The 16,258-nt window shown below is 69.3% G+C and carries 13 protein-coding genes and 1 pseudogene; 8 read left to right on the top strand and 6 right to left on the bottom strand.

Going from position 1 to position 16,258, the window contains the following annotated elements:
- Positions 1 to 210: 210 nt before the first annotated feature.
- Entirely contained in the window at positions 211 to 495 is a 285-nt protein-coding gene (locus OG992_RS15475; protein ID WP_091393855.1) for a putative quinol monooxygenase, read from the top strand.
- Between the two features lie 11 nt (positions 496 to 506).
- Here OG992_RS15475 and OG992_RS15470 read toward each other — a convergent pair whose 3' ends face one another.
- Entirely contained in the window at positions 507 to 2,048 is a 1,542-nt protein-coding gene (locus tag OG992_RS15470; RefSeq protein ID WP_266303589.1) for a gluconokinase, read from the bottom strand.
- Between the two features lie 171 nt (positions 2,049 to 2,219).
- Between OG992_RS15470 and OG992_RS15465 the strand changes: the two genes are divergently transcribed.
- Together OG992_RS15465 and OG992_RS15460 are read left to right on the top strand one after the other, a co-directional pair.
- Positions 2,220 to 3,371, top strand: a complete 1,152-nt coding sequence (locus OG992_RS15465; RefSeq protein ID WP_266303588.1) for a hypothetical protein — start codon at positions 2,220 to 2,222, stop codon at positions 3,369 to 3,371.
- A gap of 45 nt (positions 3,372 to 3,416) precedes the next feature.
- Positions 3,417 to 3,950: a hypothetical protein gene (locus OG992_RS15460; RefSeq protein ID WP_238683480.1), complete on the top strand. Its 534-nt coding sequence runs from the start codon at positions 3,417 to 3,419 to the stop codon at positions 3,948 to 3,950.
- 9 nt (positions 3,951 to 3,959) lie between these two features.
- Here OG992_RS15460 and OG992_RS15455 read toward each other — a convergent pair whose 3' ends face one another.
- Positions 3,960 to 4,652: a hypothetical protein gene (locus OG992_RS15455; RefSeq protein ID WP_266303587.1), complete on the bottom strand. Its 693-nt coding sequence runs from the start codon at positions 4,650 to 4,652 to the stop codon at positions 3,960 to 3,962.
- A 153-nt stretch (positions 4,653 to 4,805) separates the two neighbouring features.
- Between OG992_RS15455 and OG992_RS15450 the strand changes: the two genes are divergently transcribed.
- The gene (locus OG992_RS15450) at positions 4,806 to 6,023 is read left to right on the top strand and encodes a hypothetical protein (RefSeq protein ID WP_266303586.1); all 1,218 of its coding nucleotides are present in this window, start codon (positions 4,806 to 4,808) and stop codon (positions 6,021 to 6,023) included.
- Positions 6,024 to 6,045: 22 nt separating this feature from the next.
- Here OG992_RS15450 and OG992_RS15445 read toward each other — a convergent pair whose 3' ends face one another.
- Positions 6,046 to 6,483, bottom strand: a complete 438-nt coding sequence (locus tag OG992_RS15445; RefSeq protein ID WP_266303585.1) for a VOC family protein — start codon at positions 6,481 to 6,483, stop codon at positions 6,046 to 6,048.
- Positions 6,484 to 6,704: 221 nt separating this feature from the next.
- Between OG992_RS15445 and OG992_RS15440 the strand changes: the two genes are divergently transcribed.
- A complete protein-coding gene (locus OG992_RS15440) occupies positions 6,705 to 8,858 on the top strand; it encodes an MMPL family transporter (protein ID WP_238683476.1) in 2,154 nt (717 codons plus the stop codon).
- Positions 8,859 to 8,884: 26 nt separating this feature from the next.
- On the opposite strand, the pseudogene OG992_RS15435 reads toward OG992_RS15440, so the two are convergent.
- Positions 8,885 to 10,291 (bottom strand): annotated as a pseudogene (locus OG992_RS15435) (DUF3427 domain-containing protein); the annotation flags it as partial.
- A gap of 143 nt (positions 10,292 to 10,434) precedes the next feature.
- Positions 10,435 to 10,566, bottom strand: a complete 132-nt coding sequence (locus OG992_RS15430; protein ID WP_266303583.1) for a hypothetical protein — start codon at positions 10,564 to 10,566, stop codon at positions 10,435 to 10,437.
- 614 nt (positions 10,567 to 11,180) lie between these two features.
- Here OG992_RS15430 and OG992_RS15425 point away from each other — a divergent pair.
- The 3 genes from OG992_RS15425 to OG992_RS15415 all read left to right on the top strand — a co-directional run bounded on the left by OG992_RS15425 (position 11,181) and on the right by OG992_RS15415 (position 14,283).
- On the top strand, positions 11,181 to 12,053 hold the full coding sequence (locus tag OG992_RS15425; RefSeq protein WP_266303582.1) for a restriction endonuclease: 873 nt from the start codon (positions 11,181 to 11,183) through the stop codon (positions 12,051 to 12,053).
- 8 nt (positions 12,054 to 12,061) lie between these two features.
- Positions 12,062 to 12,550: a very short patch repair endonuclease gene (locus tag OG992_RS15420; RefSeq protein WP_266303581.1), complete on the top strand. Its 489-nt coding sequence runs from the start codon at positions 12,062 to 12,064 to the stop codon at positions 12,548 to 12,550.
- A gap of 416 nt (positions 12,551 to 12,966) precedes the next feature.
- Positions 12,967 to 14,283: an ATP-binding protein gene (locus OG992_RS15415; protein ID WP_266303580.1), complete on the top strand. Its 1,317-nt coding sequence runs from the start codon at positions 12,967 to 12,969 to the stop codon at positions 14,281 to 14,283.
- Here the strand turns inward: OG992_RS15415 and dcm are convergent.
- Positions 14,273 to 16,231, bottom strand: a complete 1,959-nt coding sequence (dcm, locus tag OG992_RS15410) for a DNA cytosine methyltransferase (protein ID WP_266303579.1) — start codon at positions 16,229 to 16,231, stop codon at positions 14,273 to 14,275. The genes OG992_RS15415 and dcm overlap by 11 nt on opposite strands.
- Positions 16,232 to 16,258: the final 27 nt, after the last annotated feature.

Here is a 16,258-nt window from a genome sequence, read left to right as displayed (position 1 = left end):
ACGATATGAAGCGTTGGAGGCTGGTGAGACCGACGGGACCGGCGTCACCCGTCCGGGCGGCGATGTCCCCCCGAGCGCGACGACCCACAGGTATAACTGTGACGCACAGGTATCACGCTTTGCTCTGCACCCGCCGATGCGCCAGCTACGGACCGTGCGTGGCGCGCGGGCGGGTGCAGAGCAAAGGTCAGCCACGAGCCCGGAGGACCCATGCTGATCATCGCCGGCAGTCTGCAGGTCGAACCGGCCACCCGCGAGGCGTACCTGTCCGACTGCGAACAGGTCATCGCGCGGGCGCGCGCCACCGCCGGCTGCCTCGACTTCCTGCTGGCGGCCGACCCGTTGGAGCCCGGCAGGATCCACGTCTACGAACGCTGGGAGTCACCAGAGCAGTTGGCCGCGTTCCGTGGCTCCGGCCCGGACGACGCGCAGGAAGTCGCAATCCTCGACGCCGACGTGCAGCGCTACCTGATCGCCGGCGTCGAAGCGCCCTGACCCGGCACCGCTCACGCCTGTGGTTCTGGGCCGGTGGGCAGGCCCGGTGCCATCCGGCGGATCGAGGCGAAGGTGGGCGTGAGGGCCTCGTACAACTCGGCGAAGAGCGGCAGCAGCGCCGCGTAGGTGGCAGCGGCGGCCGGGTCGGGGCGGATCGTCTCCTCGATCCGCACCAGGTCGGCGGCGACGTCGATGCTGGGGATCAGCCCGAGCGCCTCCATGCCGAGCAACGCCGCCCCGAAGCTCGACCCCTCGTGCGCGGACGGGAAGCTCACCGGCAGGCCGAGGGCATCGGCAAGCATCTGCCGCCACAGGCCGCTGCGGGCGAAGCCGCCTCCGGCCCGGACCTCCCGCACCTCGTTGCCGGCCGCGCGCACCGAGCTGAGCACCAGCGCGAGCTGCTGACAGACGCCCTCCAACGCGGCCCGCACCAGATGCTCGCGGCGGTGTGCGTGGGTCAACCCCACGTACGCGCCGCGCGGCAGGGCGCTCCAGTGTGGTGCCCGTTCACTGTGCAGGTACGGCAGCATGATGAGCCCGCCCGAACCGACAGGCGCGCGGGCCGCCAGGGCGACAAGGTCCTCCTCGGAGTGCTCGCCCAGGTCCGGGGCGAGCGCCGCGCCGGCCCACTTGAGCACGATGCCGCCGTTGTTGATCGCGCCACCGACCGCCCAGCGATGCTCGGTCAGCGCGTAGCAGAACACCCCGCCGAGCGGGTCCACGCCAGGCCGCTCGACCATCACCCGCATCGCGCCGCTGGTGCCGATCGAGCAGGCCACCATGCCGGGGTGCACAGCGCCCAGGCCCAGGTTCGCCAGCGGTCCGTCGCCAGCGCCGACCACCACCGGGGTGCGCTCCGGCAGGCCGGTCTCGGCAGCGGCCTGCGGGGTCAGGTTGGGCAGCACGGCGGTGGTGGCGACGAGCTGCGGGAGCTGTTCCTCACTGATACCGGCGATGGTCAGCGCCTCGCGGTCCCACTTCAGCTCGTGAATGTCGAGCAGGCCGGTGGCCGAGGCGATCGAGTGGTCGGTGACCAGCGCGCCGCAGAGCCGCAGCAGCACCCAGTCCTTGATGCCCACCCAGTGCGCCACCCGCTCGAAGAGCTTCGGCTCCTGCTCGGCGAACCACAGCAGCTTGGGCAGCGGCGACATCGGATGCATCGGCGTGCCGGTGCGCCGGTGCAGGGCCAACCCCGACGGCACCGCCCGCAACCGCTCGGCCTGCCGGGTGGACCGCGAGTCGGCCCAGGTCACCGACGGGGTGAGCGGATTACCGTCCCGGTCCAACCCGATCAGGCTGTGCATGGCGGAGCCGAACGACAGCCCGGACACCGGCTGGACCAGCTCGGCCACGACCATGCCTATCGACTTCAGCACCGCTTCGAGGATGAGCTGTGGATCCTGCTCGGCGTAGCCGGGTTGCGGGTTGTTCAGCGGATAGCCGACCAGGTGACTGCCGAGCTGCCGCCCGTCGGTGTCGTACGCGACGGCCTTCGTGCTGGTGGTGCCGATGTCGACACCGATCACGACCCCGGGCAGCGTGACTGCCGGCACGACCGCCACCCCCCTCGGAGAACATGAATCGACGCAAGAGTATCGCCCTATCGTGTGGGTTGCTCCGCCGATCGGCTAGTTCGCCCGTTTCGGCGTGTCCGGGCGCCGCGCCGCGCCTGTTAAACCTCGTGACACCCCCAGATTGGTGGCCAGCGCGGCGAAGGAGTCGGCGTGGCGAGGACTGATTCGACGGGTTCCACATGGCGGTACCGGTGGGCGCACCGGCAGAACGTGCGGCGGGTCAGCACGTACCGCGGCGCTGAGGCGGCGTGGCAGCGACGCGACGACGAGTTGCGGCGGCTGCGCGCCCTGGCCGCCGACTTCCAGGGCTCGGCGGCCGCCGGCGCCGGGCTGGCGTTGGAGTTGGCCGCCGACGAGGTGGTGCTCTGGGCGCTACCCGCCGCGCAACTGGTCGAGGTACGGCACACGACCGTGCTGCCCGCGCCGGACCTCACCGTCGCCCCGCGAACCGGGTCGCTGCGCCCGCGCCGCCCGGACGGCGTACGCGTCACCGACGCCGGCATGGCCGTGATCACCAGCCGCCGGCTCGTGCTGCTCGGCGGGCGGGGCCGGCGCGACTGGGCGTACGGCCGGATCACCGGCCTGGCCCACGACCCGGCGGCGCCGGTCACCCTGCTCCAGGTGCTGGACCGGCGGCGTACCTCCGGGTTGCTGCTGCCCACCGACGCCGCGCCCGACTTCCGGTTCAAGCTCACGCTGGCCTTCGCCGACGCGATCGAACAGCGCGCCGCGGTGATCGCCCAAATCGACGAGCTGATCGCCGAACACGCCCAGCTCAAGCCGTTCCGGCCGGCCGTGAACACCCCGGCGCAGGCCCGGTTCTCCGCGCGGGTACCGGGTGGCCGCAGAACCATCGCGGTGGCGGCGGCCATCGCGCTGCTGGTGCCGGCGGCACTGATCGAGTCGGACCCGTCCGACCCGACCGGTGGCGCGGAGGTCGCCGCAGCCGCCACCCCGGCGCCCACCAGCAGCGTGGCACCCGCGCTGATCCGCCCCGCCGGCCCGGCGCTCGCCCTGAAGACCCCACCGCCAAAGCGGACGACGTCACCACGCCCGTCGCCCAGCGCGACCCAGGGCCCGCTCTGCGGGGCACCGGAGAACCCGCTGGGGTACGGCTTCTGTGGCGGTACGCGGATCCGCAAGCCGGCCGCCGAGGTGTGCGACTGGTTCGACTGCGTACCGCAGTTCTGGGCCGGACGCGGCTACCTCGTGCAGTGCCGCGACGCTTCGGTCAGCCTGGCCGGCGGCCGGTCCAACGCCTGCGCCGAGCACCAGGGCGTACGGCGAACCATGACGAAGTGACCTATTCCGGGCCTGAAGTCCGCTTCGCTCGGCCAGAATGATCGAGTGGAGATCCGGTCTGACGATGGCGCTCGGGTGCGGGTACGCCCCGTCGGCTACCAGCCCGGCATCGACCCGCCCGACGACCCCGACGGGGCCACACCCGGCTGGCACGACTGGCTGCTCATCGAGGTGGACGCCCGCACCGCCGACGGTCAGACCTGGTCGCACCACTACCCGAGCCTCATGGTCGAGGAGGCCCGCGCGCTCGGCGGCTGGCTGCACGGGCAGGCCACCGCCGCCCTCGGGCTGAGCGCGCCACCGGCGATGGTCAGCTTCACCGAACCCAACCTGGCCCTGCGCAGCCGGGTGCTGCGCCGCCGCCGGCTGGAGCTGATCGTGGAGTTCTCCGCCGAGTCACTGCCACCGTGGATGCGCCGCCCGTCCACGGCGATCTACCCGCTGATCCTCACCGTCTCCGCGGATGCCCTGGCCACCGCTGCCGAGCACTGGTCCGAGCACTGCGAGGCGTACCCGCCGCGTACCCAGTCGCGGTTTCCGACCCACGGCCCGCAGCCGTACCGGCGACGAGCCGGCTGATCACCTGCGTCACCGACTGAGCGATGCCTTGACGGCGTCGATGGCGTCGGACAGTTCCTCGGTGTACGGGAAGCCGTCTTCGACGATGGCCATGTCGACCCCGCATTCACGCTGCCGTGCCCGCAGCAGTGTCTCCTCCACCGGGGCTACCGGGAAGGCCAGCGGGTCGAGACCTTGCGCGGAGCCCAAGTCTTCGACCAGGAGCCACTTGCTCTGCTCGTCGTAGACGACCACCCCGGCGGCGATTCCCCTGGTCCACTGATCGAAAAGCGTGGCCAGGCTGGTGGCGGCACGGACCGAGTCCCACGCGTCGGGTGAGATCTCGTAGCGCCAGATCTCACCCTCGTGCTCGCCGGCCAGCACGAACGTGTAGAGGGTGACATCGAAGAAGAACAGGGGCAGTTGGTGCCGCCAGGGAAACGGCGTGCCGATCGCCAACCCCAGATAGTCCAGCGCGTCCCCGCCCTCCGGCCATGGCATCCGCCATCCGACATTGGGCAACACCTGCCGGTCGGGCCAGCGCTGCGACTGCAACCAGGTCAACTGCTCGGCGACACGCTCCACGCCGAAGATCCGGTAGACCACCTCCGGCGGCTGCCCGGCCGGCGACTCGCCGTAGTCCGGCCAGTCGAGGCCGGCGGACGTCGCCGCCAGGCGATAGTCGCGTACCGCGTCACGCAGCACACCCATGTCGTCAAGCATCAGGAAGCTCCTCGGCCGCCGGGGTCCTGGGCAGGCTAGCGTCGCCGCACCGACTCTGGTGTCCGTCAATACTCTCCTTTCGGGCGCAACGGGATGCATCGATCCTGGTCGCGTTGCCTGTCACGTACGTGAGCGGTTGTACCGCGTGTGACAGTGACCTCTGTGTCCTGCGCCCCCTGGCGGATCGCCTGGGCCGAGCGCGAGAACGAGCGCCGGCAGCGCGCGTACCGCGACGCCACCGACGCGTGGCGGCGCCGCGACGACCACCTGGCCCGGCTCCGCATCGAAGCCGCCAGCTTCCTCGGGTGTACGCAGCCCCGCACCGGCCTGCCGGTGGACCTCGACGACGACGAACTCGTCTTCCGCGTCCTGCCCGTCGCCCAGCTCGTCGAGGCCGAGGCGCGGCACATTCCCGGCCTGCCAAAGCCGGGCGGCTCCTGTTCCTTCGCTGAGACTTCTTCGGAGGCGCTGCCGGCGGGCCTGCGTGTCGTCGACACCGGCATGGCCGTCGTGACCAGCCACCGGGTGGCCTTTGGCGGCCGTGAGCACCGGCGCGAGTGGCGGTACAAGGACCTGGTCGAGCCCGCCCACCACCCCGACACCCCGTTCACCCTGCTGCCCGACCACAGTCGACTCTCCGGGCTGCTCGTCCCCGTCAATGCCGTGGTGAACTTCCGCTTCTACCTCACCCTCGCTGTCGCTACGGATCGCGCTGCCGTCCTGGCGCAGGTCGACGCGCTGCTGGCCGCACACCGGGGCGCCCGACCCGCGCCTATCGTGCTGGCGGAACCCGACGACGCGCCCCTGACCGCGGTACGCCCCGACCGGCGGGCGCTCGGTGCTGCCGCCATCGCAGCTGTGGTGTTCGCGACGGTCGGCCCCGGCGCTCTCGGCCCGAACCCGCACCTCTTGGCATCCGAGCCCGTGCCGCTGGCGGAGACCATCGCCCTGGACGTGCCGAGGGCTGGGGCGACCCTCGTGCCGATCGGTGCCGTCGGGCCGGTGGCACCCCGGTCGAGGGTCGGTTCGGCCGACAGTGCCGTCTGGAGCCCGCCGCACGCCCCGGCTGTCCGGCCGTCGACTGCGGCAGCCGTCTCCAGAGTGGTGTCACCGGCCGTGGCGGTGGCTGTAGCGCCGGCCGTCACCCCGTCGGCCCTTCCTGCGCCGTCGCCCACCTCGGTGCCGACCCCTGAGCCGGTCCCCACCACGGAACCGTCCACCTCAGCCGTCCCGACGCCGCCCGTCGCGTCGGCCTCCCCGACTCCGACGCCCACTGCGACGCCTTCGCCGAATTCGCTGCTGGCGGTCTGTCTGGATCCTCTGCAACTGCCGTTGCTGGACCCGCTGCTCTGCCCGCCTCCGACGCCCTGATCCGTGTTCGTGGGTGCGCGGCTCAGCCCATGGCGCTGAAGTCAGGGACAGTGAGGGTGCCGTCGTCCGCAAGGGCGAAGCCGGGATTCCACGCGATCTCCCAGACGTGGCCGTCCAGGTCGGTGAAGTAGCCCGCGTAGCCGCCGTAGAAGGTCTCCCGGGCCGGCTTGGTCACCGTGGCACCCGCCTCGGTGGCCGTGGTGATCACCTCGTCCACCTCCTCGCGGGATCGGACGTTCTGGGCGAGGGTCACCCCGCCGAAGCCGTCGGTGCCCGGGTCGGCGATGCCGGCGTCGTCGGCGAGCTTGTCGCGGCCCCAAAGAACGACCGCCAGGCCACCGGCCTGGATGAAGACCGTCTCCTCAACCTCCTGGCCACGCCAGCCAAGGTGCTCGTAGAACGCCTTGGCGCGCGCCAGGTCGCTGACGCCGAGGGTGATCAGGCTGATCCGCTGCTCCATGCCCCCAACCTAGTGCGTGATTAGTCGACGGCTGTGGTACCCGGACGGCTGCCTGGTCATCGGCGGCGAGGCTGAAAAGCACGCGCCTGACACTCCCGTGCGTCCGAAAAGGATTAGGGCGTGACGGTACGCTGCATATCGGTAGCGCAGGGTGGTGATCGGGGCGTCTGTGGGCGCCTCGGCCACCAGACGTCGGTTGTGCCGGAAACACGGGGGGAACCATGTTCGAGCGGCTGGGCAGATTCGTCGTGGGCAGAGCGTGGTGGGTGATCGCCGGGTGGGTGGTCGCGGCAGCCGCCATCATCCTCACCACACCGTCCCTGAGCGACATCACCTCCGCCGACCAGGAAAGCTTCCTGCCTCGCTCGTACGAGTCGGTGCAGGCCACCGAGCTGGGGCAGAAGGCGTTCCCGCAGCAGGCCACCGCGACGGCGACCATCGTGGTCAAGCGCGCCGACGGGCAGAAACTCACGTCGGCGGACGAGGCGAAGGTGGGCCAGCTCGCCCAGTCGCTCAAGGCCAAGAACATCCCGCGCACGTCCGGCTACCTGACCGGCCCGCCTGCTGTCGCACCGGACAAGTCGGTGCAGATCATCAACGTCGGGCTCGACGCCCCCACCCCCGACGACCCGGCACTGCTCGACGCCGTGCGCGACCTGCGCGCGGACATCGGCCCGGAGCTGGCGAACAGTGGGCTGACCGCAGGCGTGGCCGGTGACGTGGCGAGCTTCGTCGACAACGAGGACACCTTCAACAACGCCTTCGCCGTGGTCGGCGTCGCGACGATCATCCTGATCATCGGACTGATCCTCGTCATCTTCCGCAGCCCCATCGCGGCGCTGCTGCCCGTGGTGGTCGTCGGCGTCGTCCTGAGCATCACGACGGGTCTCGTCGCCGCCGCAGGCAAGGCATTCGACCTCAGTGTCAGCCAGGATCTGCAGACGATCCTGCTGATCGTGCTGTTCGGCATCGGCACCGACTACATCCTGTTCCTGCTCTTCCGCTACCGGGAGCGGCTGCGCGCCGGCGACGACAAGCGCACCGCGATGATCGTCACCGTCCAGCGGGTCGGCGAGGTCATCACCTCGGCCGCCGGAGCGGTCATTGTCGCGTTCCTCGTGCTGCTCCTCGCCTCGCTGGGCTTCTTCGGCTCCCTCGGTCCGGCGCTCGCGATCGCGGTCGGCGTCATGCTGGTCACCTCGCTCACCCTCATCCCGGCGGTCGTCTCCCTGCTCGGTCGGTACGTCTTCTGGCCCTCGAAGGCGTGGCAGCGTGCGCCCAAGGCCACCATCTGGCACCGGCTCGGCAACACCGTCGGGCGCCGGCCGGCGCTTGTCGCGGCGGCCTCCGGCGTTCTCCTGGTCGCGCTCGCTGCAGGCGTGCTTGGCTACAAGGCTGACTACGACTTCAGCGCCGGCTTCCCGCAGGACACCGAGTCGGCGAAGGCCGCACAGGACCTACAGCGCGGGTTCGCCGCCGGTGCGCTCGCCCCTACCGAGGTCTACCTGACCACCAGCAACGGGTCGCCGCTGAACGAGCAGCAGGTCAACGACTTCGCGGTGGCCGTGGCGAAAGCCCCGGGTGTGGGCCAGGCGCAGCCCCCGGAGCGCAGCACCGACCCGAGTGTGGCCCGGGTCAACCTGCTGCTCAACGAGAACCCGGTCTCCAACGAGGCGATCACCCTCGTCCGCGACGACTTGCGCGGTGCCGTGCACGCGGCGGCCCCGCCGGGCACCCGGGCGCTGGTCGGCGGGACCACCGCGATCTTCGCGGACATCAACTCGGCCAACAACCGCGACCTGTCGGTGATCCTGCCGGTCGCGGCCGGCCTGATCGCGCTTATCCTCGGGCTGCTGCTGCGCAGTCTGGTCGCGCCGATCTACCTCGTGATAGCGGTGCTGCTCAACTTCGCCGCCACGCTGGGCGCCACTGTCTACCTCTTCCAAGGGCTGCAGGGCGAGCCCGGTGTCACCTTCCAGCTGCCGATCATCCTCTACCTTTTCGTGGTGGCGATCGGGACTGACTACAACATCCTGATGATCGCCCGACTACGCGAGGAGGCGCGGGAGGGCAACGAGCCGCACCAGGCCGCCGCCATCGGGGTCGAACACGCCGGTCCGACGGTCGCGGCAGCAGGCTTGATCCTTGCCGGGACGTTCGCGGTGCTGCTGCTTGCTCCGATCTCGTTCCTGCAGCAGATGGGCTTCGCGGTGGCGATCGGCATCGTGCTGTCGGCGTTCGTCATGTCGATGTTCTTCGTGCCAGCGCTGACCGCGCTGATCGGGCACAAGGCGTGGTGGCCGGGCCACGGCGACGAGCGACCGGCCGGCGGGCCGCACGTCCCGCCGGAGCCGGAGGCCGTGGCGAAGGGGTAGCCGGGCGAGCGGACGGACGGCCGATATCAGGCGGCGATGGCACGAGCTGCGGCGTACGTGTCGGCGGGCAGCGCGTGGTGCAGCTTCCAGAGGATGCGCATGGGTCGGTCGCCGGTGTGCTCCTGGTACGTCATCGGCCCGGCGTAGAGGTACGGCGGCGCGCCCAGGTCACGGTCGGCGATGCGGGTTTCCCGTACGAAGAGGTGCACGGTCGAGCCGCCCGACCTGTAGCGGTGCCCGGTCGCCGACGCCGCCGAAGTCGTGCTCTGCGACTCCCACTGGAACAGGGTGTCGGTGATGGCGCGGTCGGCGTACATGGTGGTGGGGGAGTAGTGGGCCTCCGACTTGACCAGGGTGACGAAGAACAGGTCGGCCTGGGCGTCGGGCAGCCACTTCACCCCCTCGCGCAGCGATCCCGGGTTGGTCATCCCAAAGGCGGCGCATGCCTCGTTGCGGCTGTACCGGGCGTGCACCCGCAGCGGCACCACTCCCGGAGCGGCGGTCGGCGTGACCCGGTGGATGCGGTCCCGCAGCACCTCGGCGACCTGCCGCAGCTCGGCGCAGCGGGCCGGTTCCTTCCACAGCCGCGCCAGCCGTTCGTCGCGCGTCGCGAGGGGTGCGCTCGGCCCCCAGAGGCTGAAGTGCAGCATGTCCAGCAGTCGGCTGTTGCCCGCGTACACCTGCTGACCTGGTGCGGGCGGTCCGGCCGCGACCCTCGTCAGCAGCTCTAGCCGGTCGATGTCGTCGGTGTGCAGCATGCGACCGATGGCCCTGCCTAACTCGCGGTCATCGGGACCGGGTGTGGACGTGTCGATGCCGGCGAGCCGCCGCAGTCCGGTCCAGCCGCCGATGCTGGCCGATCGGTACACGTCCTCGATCTCCAGGCCGGTCTCGCGGAGGAACGTGGCCAGGCTGACGTCGCCGAGTTGCCGCAGCTCGGAGACGATACCGGCCTTCGAGGTGGGCAGCGCCGATCGCAGGTTGGCGAGCACTACCTCCTTCGCCACCCGGTCCAGCTCGACGTGGCAGCCGCTGGGCAGGCTCGGGAAGTCGTCGCGTACCGCTTCGGTGATTGCCCGCCGGCTGACCCCGGTCAGGGCACGCCAGCGCAGGTCGAAGCGGAAGTTGGCGTGCTGCCCACCGATGAAGTCGAGCACCGTGAGGCAGGGTTTGTCGTCGTCGAGGCGCAGGCCACGGCCGAGCTGTTGCAGGAAGATCGTGGCGCTCTCGGTGGGCCGCAGCATCAGGATCGTGTCGACCATCGGCAGGTCGACGCCCTCGTTGAACAGGTCCACTGTGAAGAGCACCCGCAGCTTGCCGGCCTTGAAGTCCCGCAGCAGCCCCGCCCGATCGGTGCCGGCCTTCGAGGTCACCGCCGCCGCCTCGACACCGTGCTTCCTGAACCAGGCGGCCATTCGGCGGCTCGGCCCCACCCGCCAACCGGCACGGGTACTCGACGCTGACGTCGGTATCCGCGTCGAGCCGGCGGACGCCGATCAGGGCGGCGGCTGTCGGAGCGGAGCCCGGTCCGGTCGGGTACCCGACCGCGCCTGCGCCGGCGGCGACGCTCGGCTCGTCAGTCGGGCAGACCGGTCCCGTCGGGCAGGAGGCCGACGATCTCCTCGCCGCTCACACCGCCCGGCACCTGCACGAAGTAGCCGATGACGCAGACGTCATCCAGGCGAGCCGCGTAGAGCAGCGCGCCCACCTGACCTGGGTCGCTCGGACGAGCCAGCCGTGCCGTGCTCGCTGAGGCCTCCGTGCGGCTCAGCCACAGCCGGGCCGCGTCGACATCGTGCTGCGTCGGTTCGTGTGACGCCGGCTGACGGGGCACATCCCGGCTGGGTGCCGGTCATGCACCAGCCACAGTGGGACGCGGCGAGGCGAACGGCCCTGGCCCCGTCCCTGACCGCCGTCCGCTGCCCCTCGGTCACCGGTGCGCGACACGGGTCCAGGGCCGCAGGCGGACCGCGGCGCGGATTCATACCGACGTCATGCGCGTACTCCTCGCGCACGACACGGCCCCGAACCTCCGCGAAGACCACGAGAGGCGGCCTGTCGCCGATCGAGTGGGCACCTGGGGCAGCATACCGAGACGGCAGCTCTGCTCGTGGCTAGGCACGACATGCCATCGGGACGGGCACCAGGCCGTCGGATTTCCAAGCTTCGGAGGGTGGTGACCTCGGACTTCTGGGCGACGGAGGCGCGCATGCCGGGCGGGCACAGAGTGTCAATTATTGATACACCGACTGCTGCGCACACACGCGGTGAGAGGAGCAGGCCAGCGAGAAGGTGCCGACTTGCTTGAGGCAGACTACGTCCATGTCACGAGCATCGGTACCGGACCAAGCGCAGCTGCTCTGGCCGACTGTCCAGGCGGTCCGCACGCTAGGCGGATCCGGATCTATCGATGAGATCGTGGCAACCGTGCTCGAGCAGCAGGACTTCACCGAGGAACAGCAGCAGGTTTTGCATGGGGACGGGCCAAGGACGGAAATCGAGTACCGCCTTGCCTGGGCACGTACCTATCTCAAATACATGAACCTTCTGGTCAACAGTCGCCGCGGCGTGTGGGCCCTGACCGAGCGTGGTCGATCAGTTCACCGGGAAGAGGTACCGGGCCTGCACGCAGAGGTTGTGGCACGGCAGCGCGAGGAGTTGCGCGCCAAGCGCCGAGCGCAGCAGTCCAAGGGGATGCCAGCCGAAGCGGAGCAGCAGATCGACGATGAGCAGGACTGGCGAGAGCAGCTGTTGGACGTCCTGATGTCGGTTTCGCCAGCTGCCTTTGAACGGCTCGCGCAGCGCCTACTCCGCGAAGCCGGATTCATCAGCACGACCGTGACGGGACGAACGGGTGATGGCGGCATCGATGGACTAGGAATATACCGGATGTCCTTGGTCTCATTTCCCGTCTTCTTCCAGTCGAAGCGGTATCGAGGCAGTGTCGGATCAAGTGCCGTCCGTGACTTTCGAGGCGCGATGGCGGGCCGGGGAGACAAGGGCCTACTGATTACCACCGGCACGTTCACAGTGGAGGCCAAGGCGGAGGCGACGCGGGACGGCGCCCCGCCCGTAGACCTGATTGACGGACGGCGGCTGTGCGACCTTCTGAAGGAGTATGAGCTCGGCGTACTGACAGAAACGCGGATAGTTGAGGACGTGCGTGTCGAAAAGGGCTTTTTTGCAGACCTGTGAGCTGGGTGATGGCGAACTTTGACGGCCCTGGCTCCCCGCCGTCGCCGGACGGCCAAGGTGGCTGGGTGGCCACGGCCGAGGGGGCGCACCTGAGGGGGCGGCGCACTCGGGACACTGAGCCCGAGATTGCCCTACGCCGTGCGGTGCACGCTCTCGGCCTTCGTTTCCGGCTGGGGCGAACGCTGGTGAATCGGTACCGGCCGGACATGACATTTCCTGGTCCACGTGTCGCCGCGTTCGTCGATGGATGTTTCTGGCACGGGTGTCCGCAGCACGGGCCCTCCCGGTTTAAAGGTCCCAACGCGGAGAGGTGGGCAATGAAGATCGCCACGAACAGGGCTCGTGATCAGCGAGTTGACGCCGAGTTGAACGAGGCCGGTTGGCGGGTGGTCAGGGTGTGGGAGTGCGAGGTGCGTCGGGGGGTAGGGGAAGCGGCTCGTCGGGTTGCCGCGGAGGTGCGTGGACCATCGTGGCGAGGTTCGGCCCTGGCGGGTTGAGCGGTGAGACAGTGCCCGGGGAGCCTGGGCTGGGTGACTGCCGCCGCCAAGCCCAGTAGCGGAAACTGGCGGCTAGTTGCAGCGGGGACCACGGTGATCACACCCAGCTGTTTTCGTTGCACGCTAGGTTTTTGTTGCCGAGGTCTCAATAGAGACGTAGCCCACCGGAACCGTCGCACCCTTGTTCTAATTTTCCTGCGTGCCGCGCTGCCGACTTGGAGGCGATCGAGGAGGCCAACTGTGCGGCCGAGGTGGGCACGATCTTCGGGAGGGGTGTGGCATGGCGTACCGACGCTGGCAGGAGCGAATTCCGTGCCACAGGCCACCAGCGGGGAAAGTTCGGGGTGGGTCCCGCGGGGCGGCAGGGGAGTGTGACATCCTGGTCCCCGTCGTCGTTGTCGAACGGAGGAAGCGTCGTGAGCGTGCGGAACCTGTACAGCGTGGCGCCGTCTGCTGCGCGGTTGACCGACTCGCTGCGTGACATCGGCTACGACTTTCCGACTGCTGTGGCTGATGTAGTGGACAACAGCGTTGCTGCGGGCGCGAGTCGGATCGAGATCGACGTCGTGTTCGATGGTTCCGACTCGTGGGTGATGATCGCCGACGACGGCGAGGGTATGAGTGCCAACGGTCTGTTGGAAGCGATGCGTTACGGCAGCCGACGCGACTACGGTCGCGGTGATCTCGGTCGGTACGGGCTGGGGTTGAAGACTGCCTCTCTGTCGCAGTGCCGGTCTCTGACGGTGGTCAGCCGCAGGAGGGCGGCCACGGCCCGCACCGTCTCGCGAATGATCGATCTTGACCTGATCGCCGAGGTGGACGACTGGGTCATCGCCGAACCGGCAGACGACGATCAGGTCGCCCGAGCCCGCGAGGTGGTGGCGGACACGGGGGGGACCGCTGTGCTCTGGCGCGGTCTCGACCGCGTTCTGCCGGAACGTAAGCCTGAGGGCGGCTGGGCACGTCGTCGACTGGAGGCGCTGGCAGGCAGGACGGCAGACCACCTGGGTACGGTTTTCCACCGTTTCCTCGAGGGTGAGGTTGGCGGTGGTCTCGTAATCACGATCAACGGCGAGAAGGTCCGGCCGTGGAACCCATTCGCTCCAGATGAGCCCGCCCGTGAGGTGCTTCCTCCGCTGCGCTTCGAGGTTACAGTCGGTGAAGCCACCGGCACGGTGGCACTACAGCGGTATGTCCTGCCGTCTCGCGATCAGTTCACGTCCCAGGCGGAGTTCGAGCGGCTGTCGGGCCCGCTGAACTGGAACCGTCAGCAGGGTCTCTACATCTACCGCGCCCAGCGGTTGGTCCAGTGGGGCGGCTGGAACGGGATGCGGGGCATCGACGAGCACACGAAGCTTGCGCGGGTAGCACTGGACTTCGACACGGACCTTGACGTGGTGTTCAACATCAACGTGGCGAAGATCAGGGTGGCGATGCCGCCGCAGCTGCGTCAGCTGATTGAACGTCCCGTTCACGAGCTGTGTATGCGTGCGGACGACGCCTACCGCAAGAACTCGCGCAGTGCCGCCGAGGGCTCGAAGGCAGGCCCCGAGCAATTGGCCGCCTTGTCTCGCGGCGAGGCGTCTGGGGCGGCGCCGCCCATGCCAGTTGTCGGTTTGGCGCTGCGCGCCGCAGCAATGCGTGCCGGCGAATATGCGGCCCTGCAGCGCATCGGGGAGATGTTGCGGGCTGAGGCACCTGACGTCGCCGCCGCGCTCGGCTTCAGGGACTGATCACCGGTTGCCGTGCGGTCCGACTGCCCCGTTTGGCAGCTTCGCTGCATGTCTTGTTCAACGGGCAGCGGGGACAGGCGGGGTCGGTGGGGCGGCATACGGAGGTTGCCAGCTCGATGACTCCCAGGTGCGCTCGCCGTGCATTGGTGTCATCGCCGATCATCCGGGCGACGGCCAGACGCCCAGCGGTCATCCTGTGGCTTCGTTCGACGTGCTCGCCGGTGAAGCGGGCGGCGACGCGGTGGGTGCCCTTGGTGATCAGCACAGGCTCCTCCGCGTCATCCTCGCCGCGGGTCGGGATCGCGAGGACGGCGAGGTCGATTACCGAAGCGTCGACCCCGCGGAGACTCTGGATCTTGTCGTCGTCGAGCGGATCGGGTAGCGACGTGAGCGTACGCGCCAGTTCGAGCAGCCGCTCGGCTCGGTGCTCGCGGTTGACCCACCGCCCGATCTCGAGAAGTTCCTCGCCGGCGTCAACGGTGTCCTGCGGCTGCTCCCATCGTTCGAGCAGTGACCAGAGGATTCGGATCTGCTCGGGTGCGGCTCGGTCAAGGAGCATCTCGGCGGAGATGACCTGCCACCGCGTCCGGGCGCGCAGCCACGGAAGGGTCGGCTCGCCTAGGCCGTCGAACCAGGCGGCGAGGGCTTGGGCGATGTCGCGGCTGCGGTAGGGGGCCGGCCTTAGGGCGTCCAGCGCCGTCATGACGGCGCGTCCGAGCTGGGTGCCGAGCGCCGGGGGTACGGCGTTGCCGATCTGGCGGAACGCTGCCGATGGTGGCCCGGCGAAGCGGAACCAGTCGGGGAAGGTCTGCAGCCGCGCGGCCTCGCGCACGGTCAACGTCCGGTCCTGTCGGGGATGGATGTACCAGTAGCCGTCCTTGGCTATGTGCGCGGTGATGGTGCGAGAGTAGGTGTCCTCGCTCAGGCGCTTGTACTTGTCGTCGAAGATGTCGTCGCGGTAACGCTTGACGTCCTCCGGCAGGTCCGAGTACCGGGTGCCGGCGTCCATCATGTCGAAGGCGCGCTGGTCGTCCTCGCGTACGGGTCGGGTGATGTGGTCGAAGACCTTGCCCGTATCCGACGGTGCGACATCCCTGCGCATTTGCTTCTGAAACGCAAACATCGGTCCGGCGTAGTCCGACCAGCCGTCCGCCCCGCCCTCGGGCCTCCAGCCGCCCTCGACCTCGGGTAGGTCGCTGATCGCGTTCCACACCGACACCCGGTCCGGTACCTCCTCCGGCCAGTCGAAGGCGATCCCGTCTCGCAGCGCGACCAAGATCAGCCGCTGGCGGAACTGCGGCACGCCGTAGCGCAGAGTGTCGACAACTCGTTCCTCGACCGCGTAACCGATGGACTCCAACTCGTGGACCATGGTGCGGAGGATGAACATCTCCCGGTCGAGTGCCATGTCGGGGACGTTTTCCATGATCACGGCAGCGGGTCTTGCCAGCTGGATCACTTCCAGGAACGAACGCCAGAGGTCCCGGCGTTCGTCGTGAGCCGGGCGAAGGCCGTGGCGGACTTGGTGACGGATCAGTGAGCGGCCCGCCCGGGAAAAGGGCTGACACGGCGGACCACCGGCGAGCAGCTCGATCCCCGCCTCCTTGACCAAGGCTGCGATCCGCCTGACATTGGCGGATTCGCCGAGGTCGCAGTCGAGGGTGAGGCCGGGGTTGTGATGACGGTGCGTCTCGACGGACTCAGGGTCGCGGTCGGCTGACAGGACCACGCGGAACCCAGCCTCGGAAAGACCCAGACTCAGACCACCGGCACCGCTGAACAGGTCCGCCGCCAGCCGGTCGCCTCGATCACGGCACGCCGCCGCGAAGCGGAGGAACTCGTCGTCGTCCTCGCACGCCTCGGGGTGTGGCGCAAGACGGACGAACGGGCCGCGCACGAGCTTGACGCCGTAGCCTGCCCGACGTCGGTCGACGGTGTCGTCCGTCACTTCTGTTACCTCCCCGATCGATCAAAA

The organism is Micromonospora sp. NBC_00362, assembly GCF_026342155.1.
Lineage (GTDB): Bacteria > Actinomycetota > Actinomycetes > Mycobacteriales > Micromonosporaceae > Micromonospora > Micromonospora hortensis.
The sequence above is the reverse complement of the archived record's forward strand: the minus strand, read 5'-3'. Positions and strand labels throughout refer to the sequence as shown.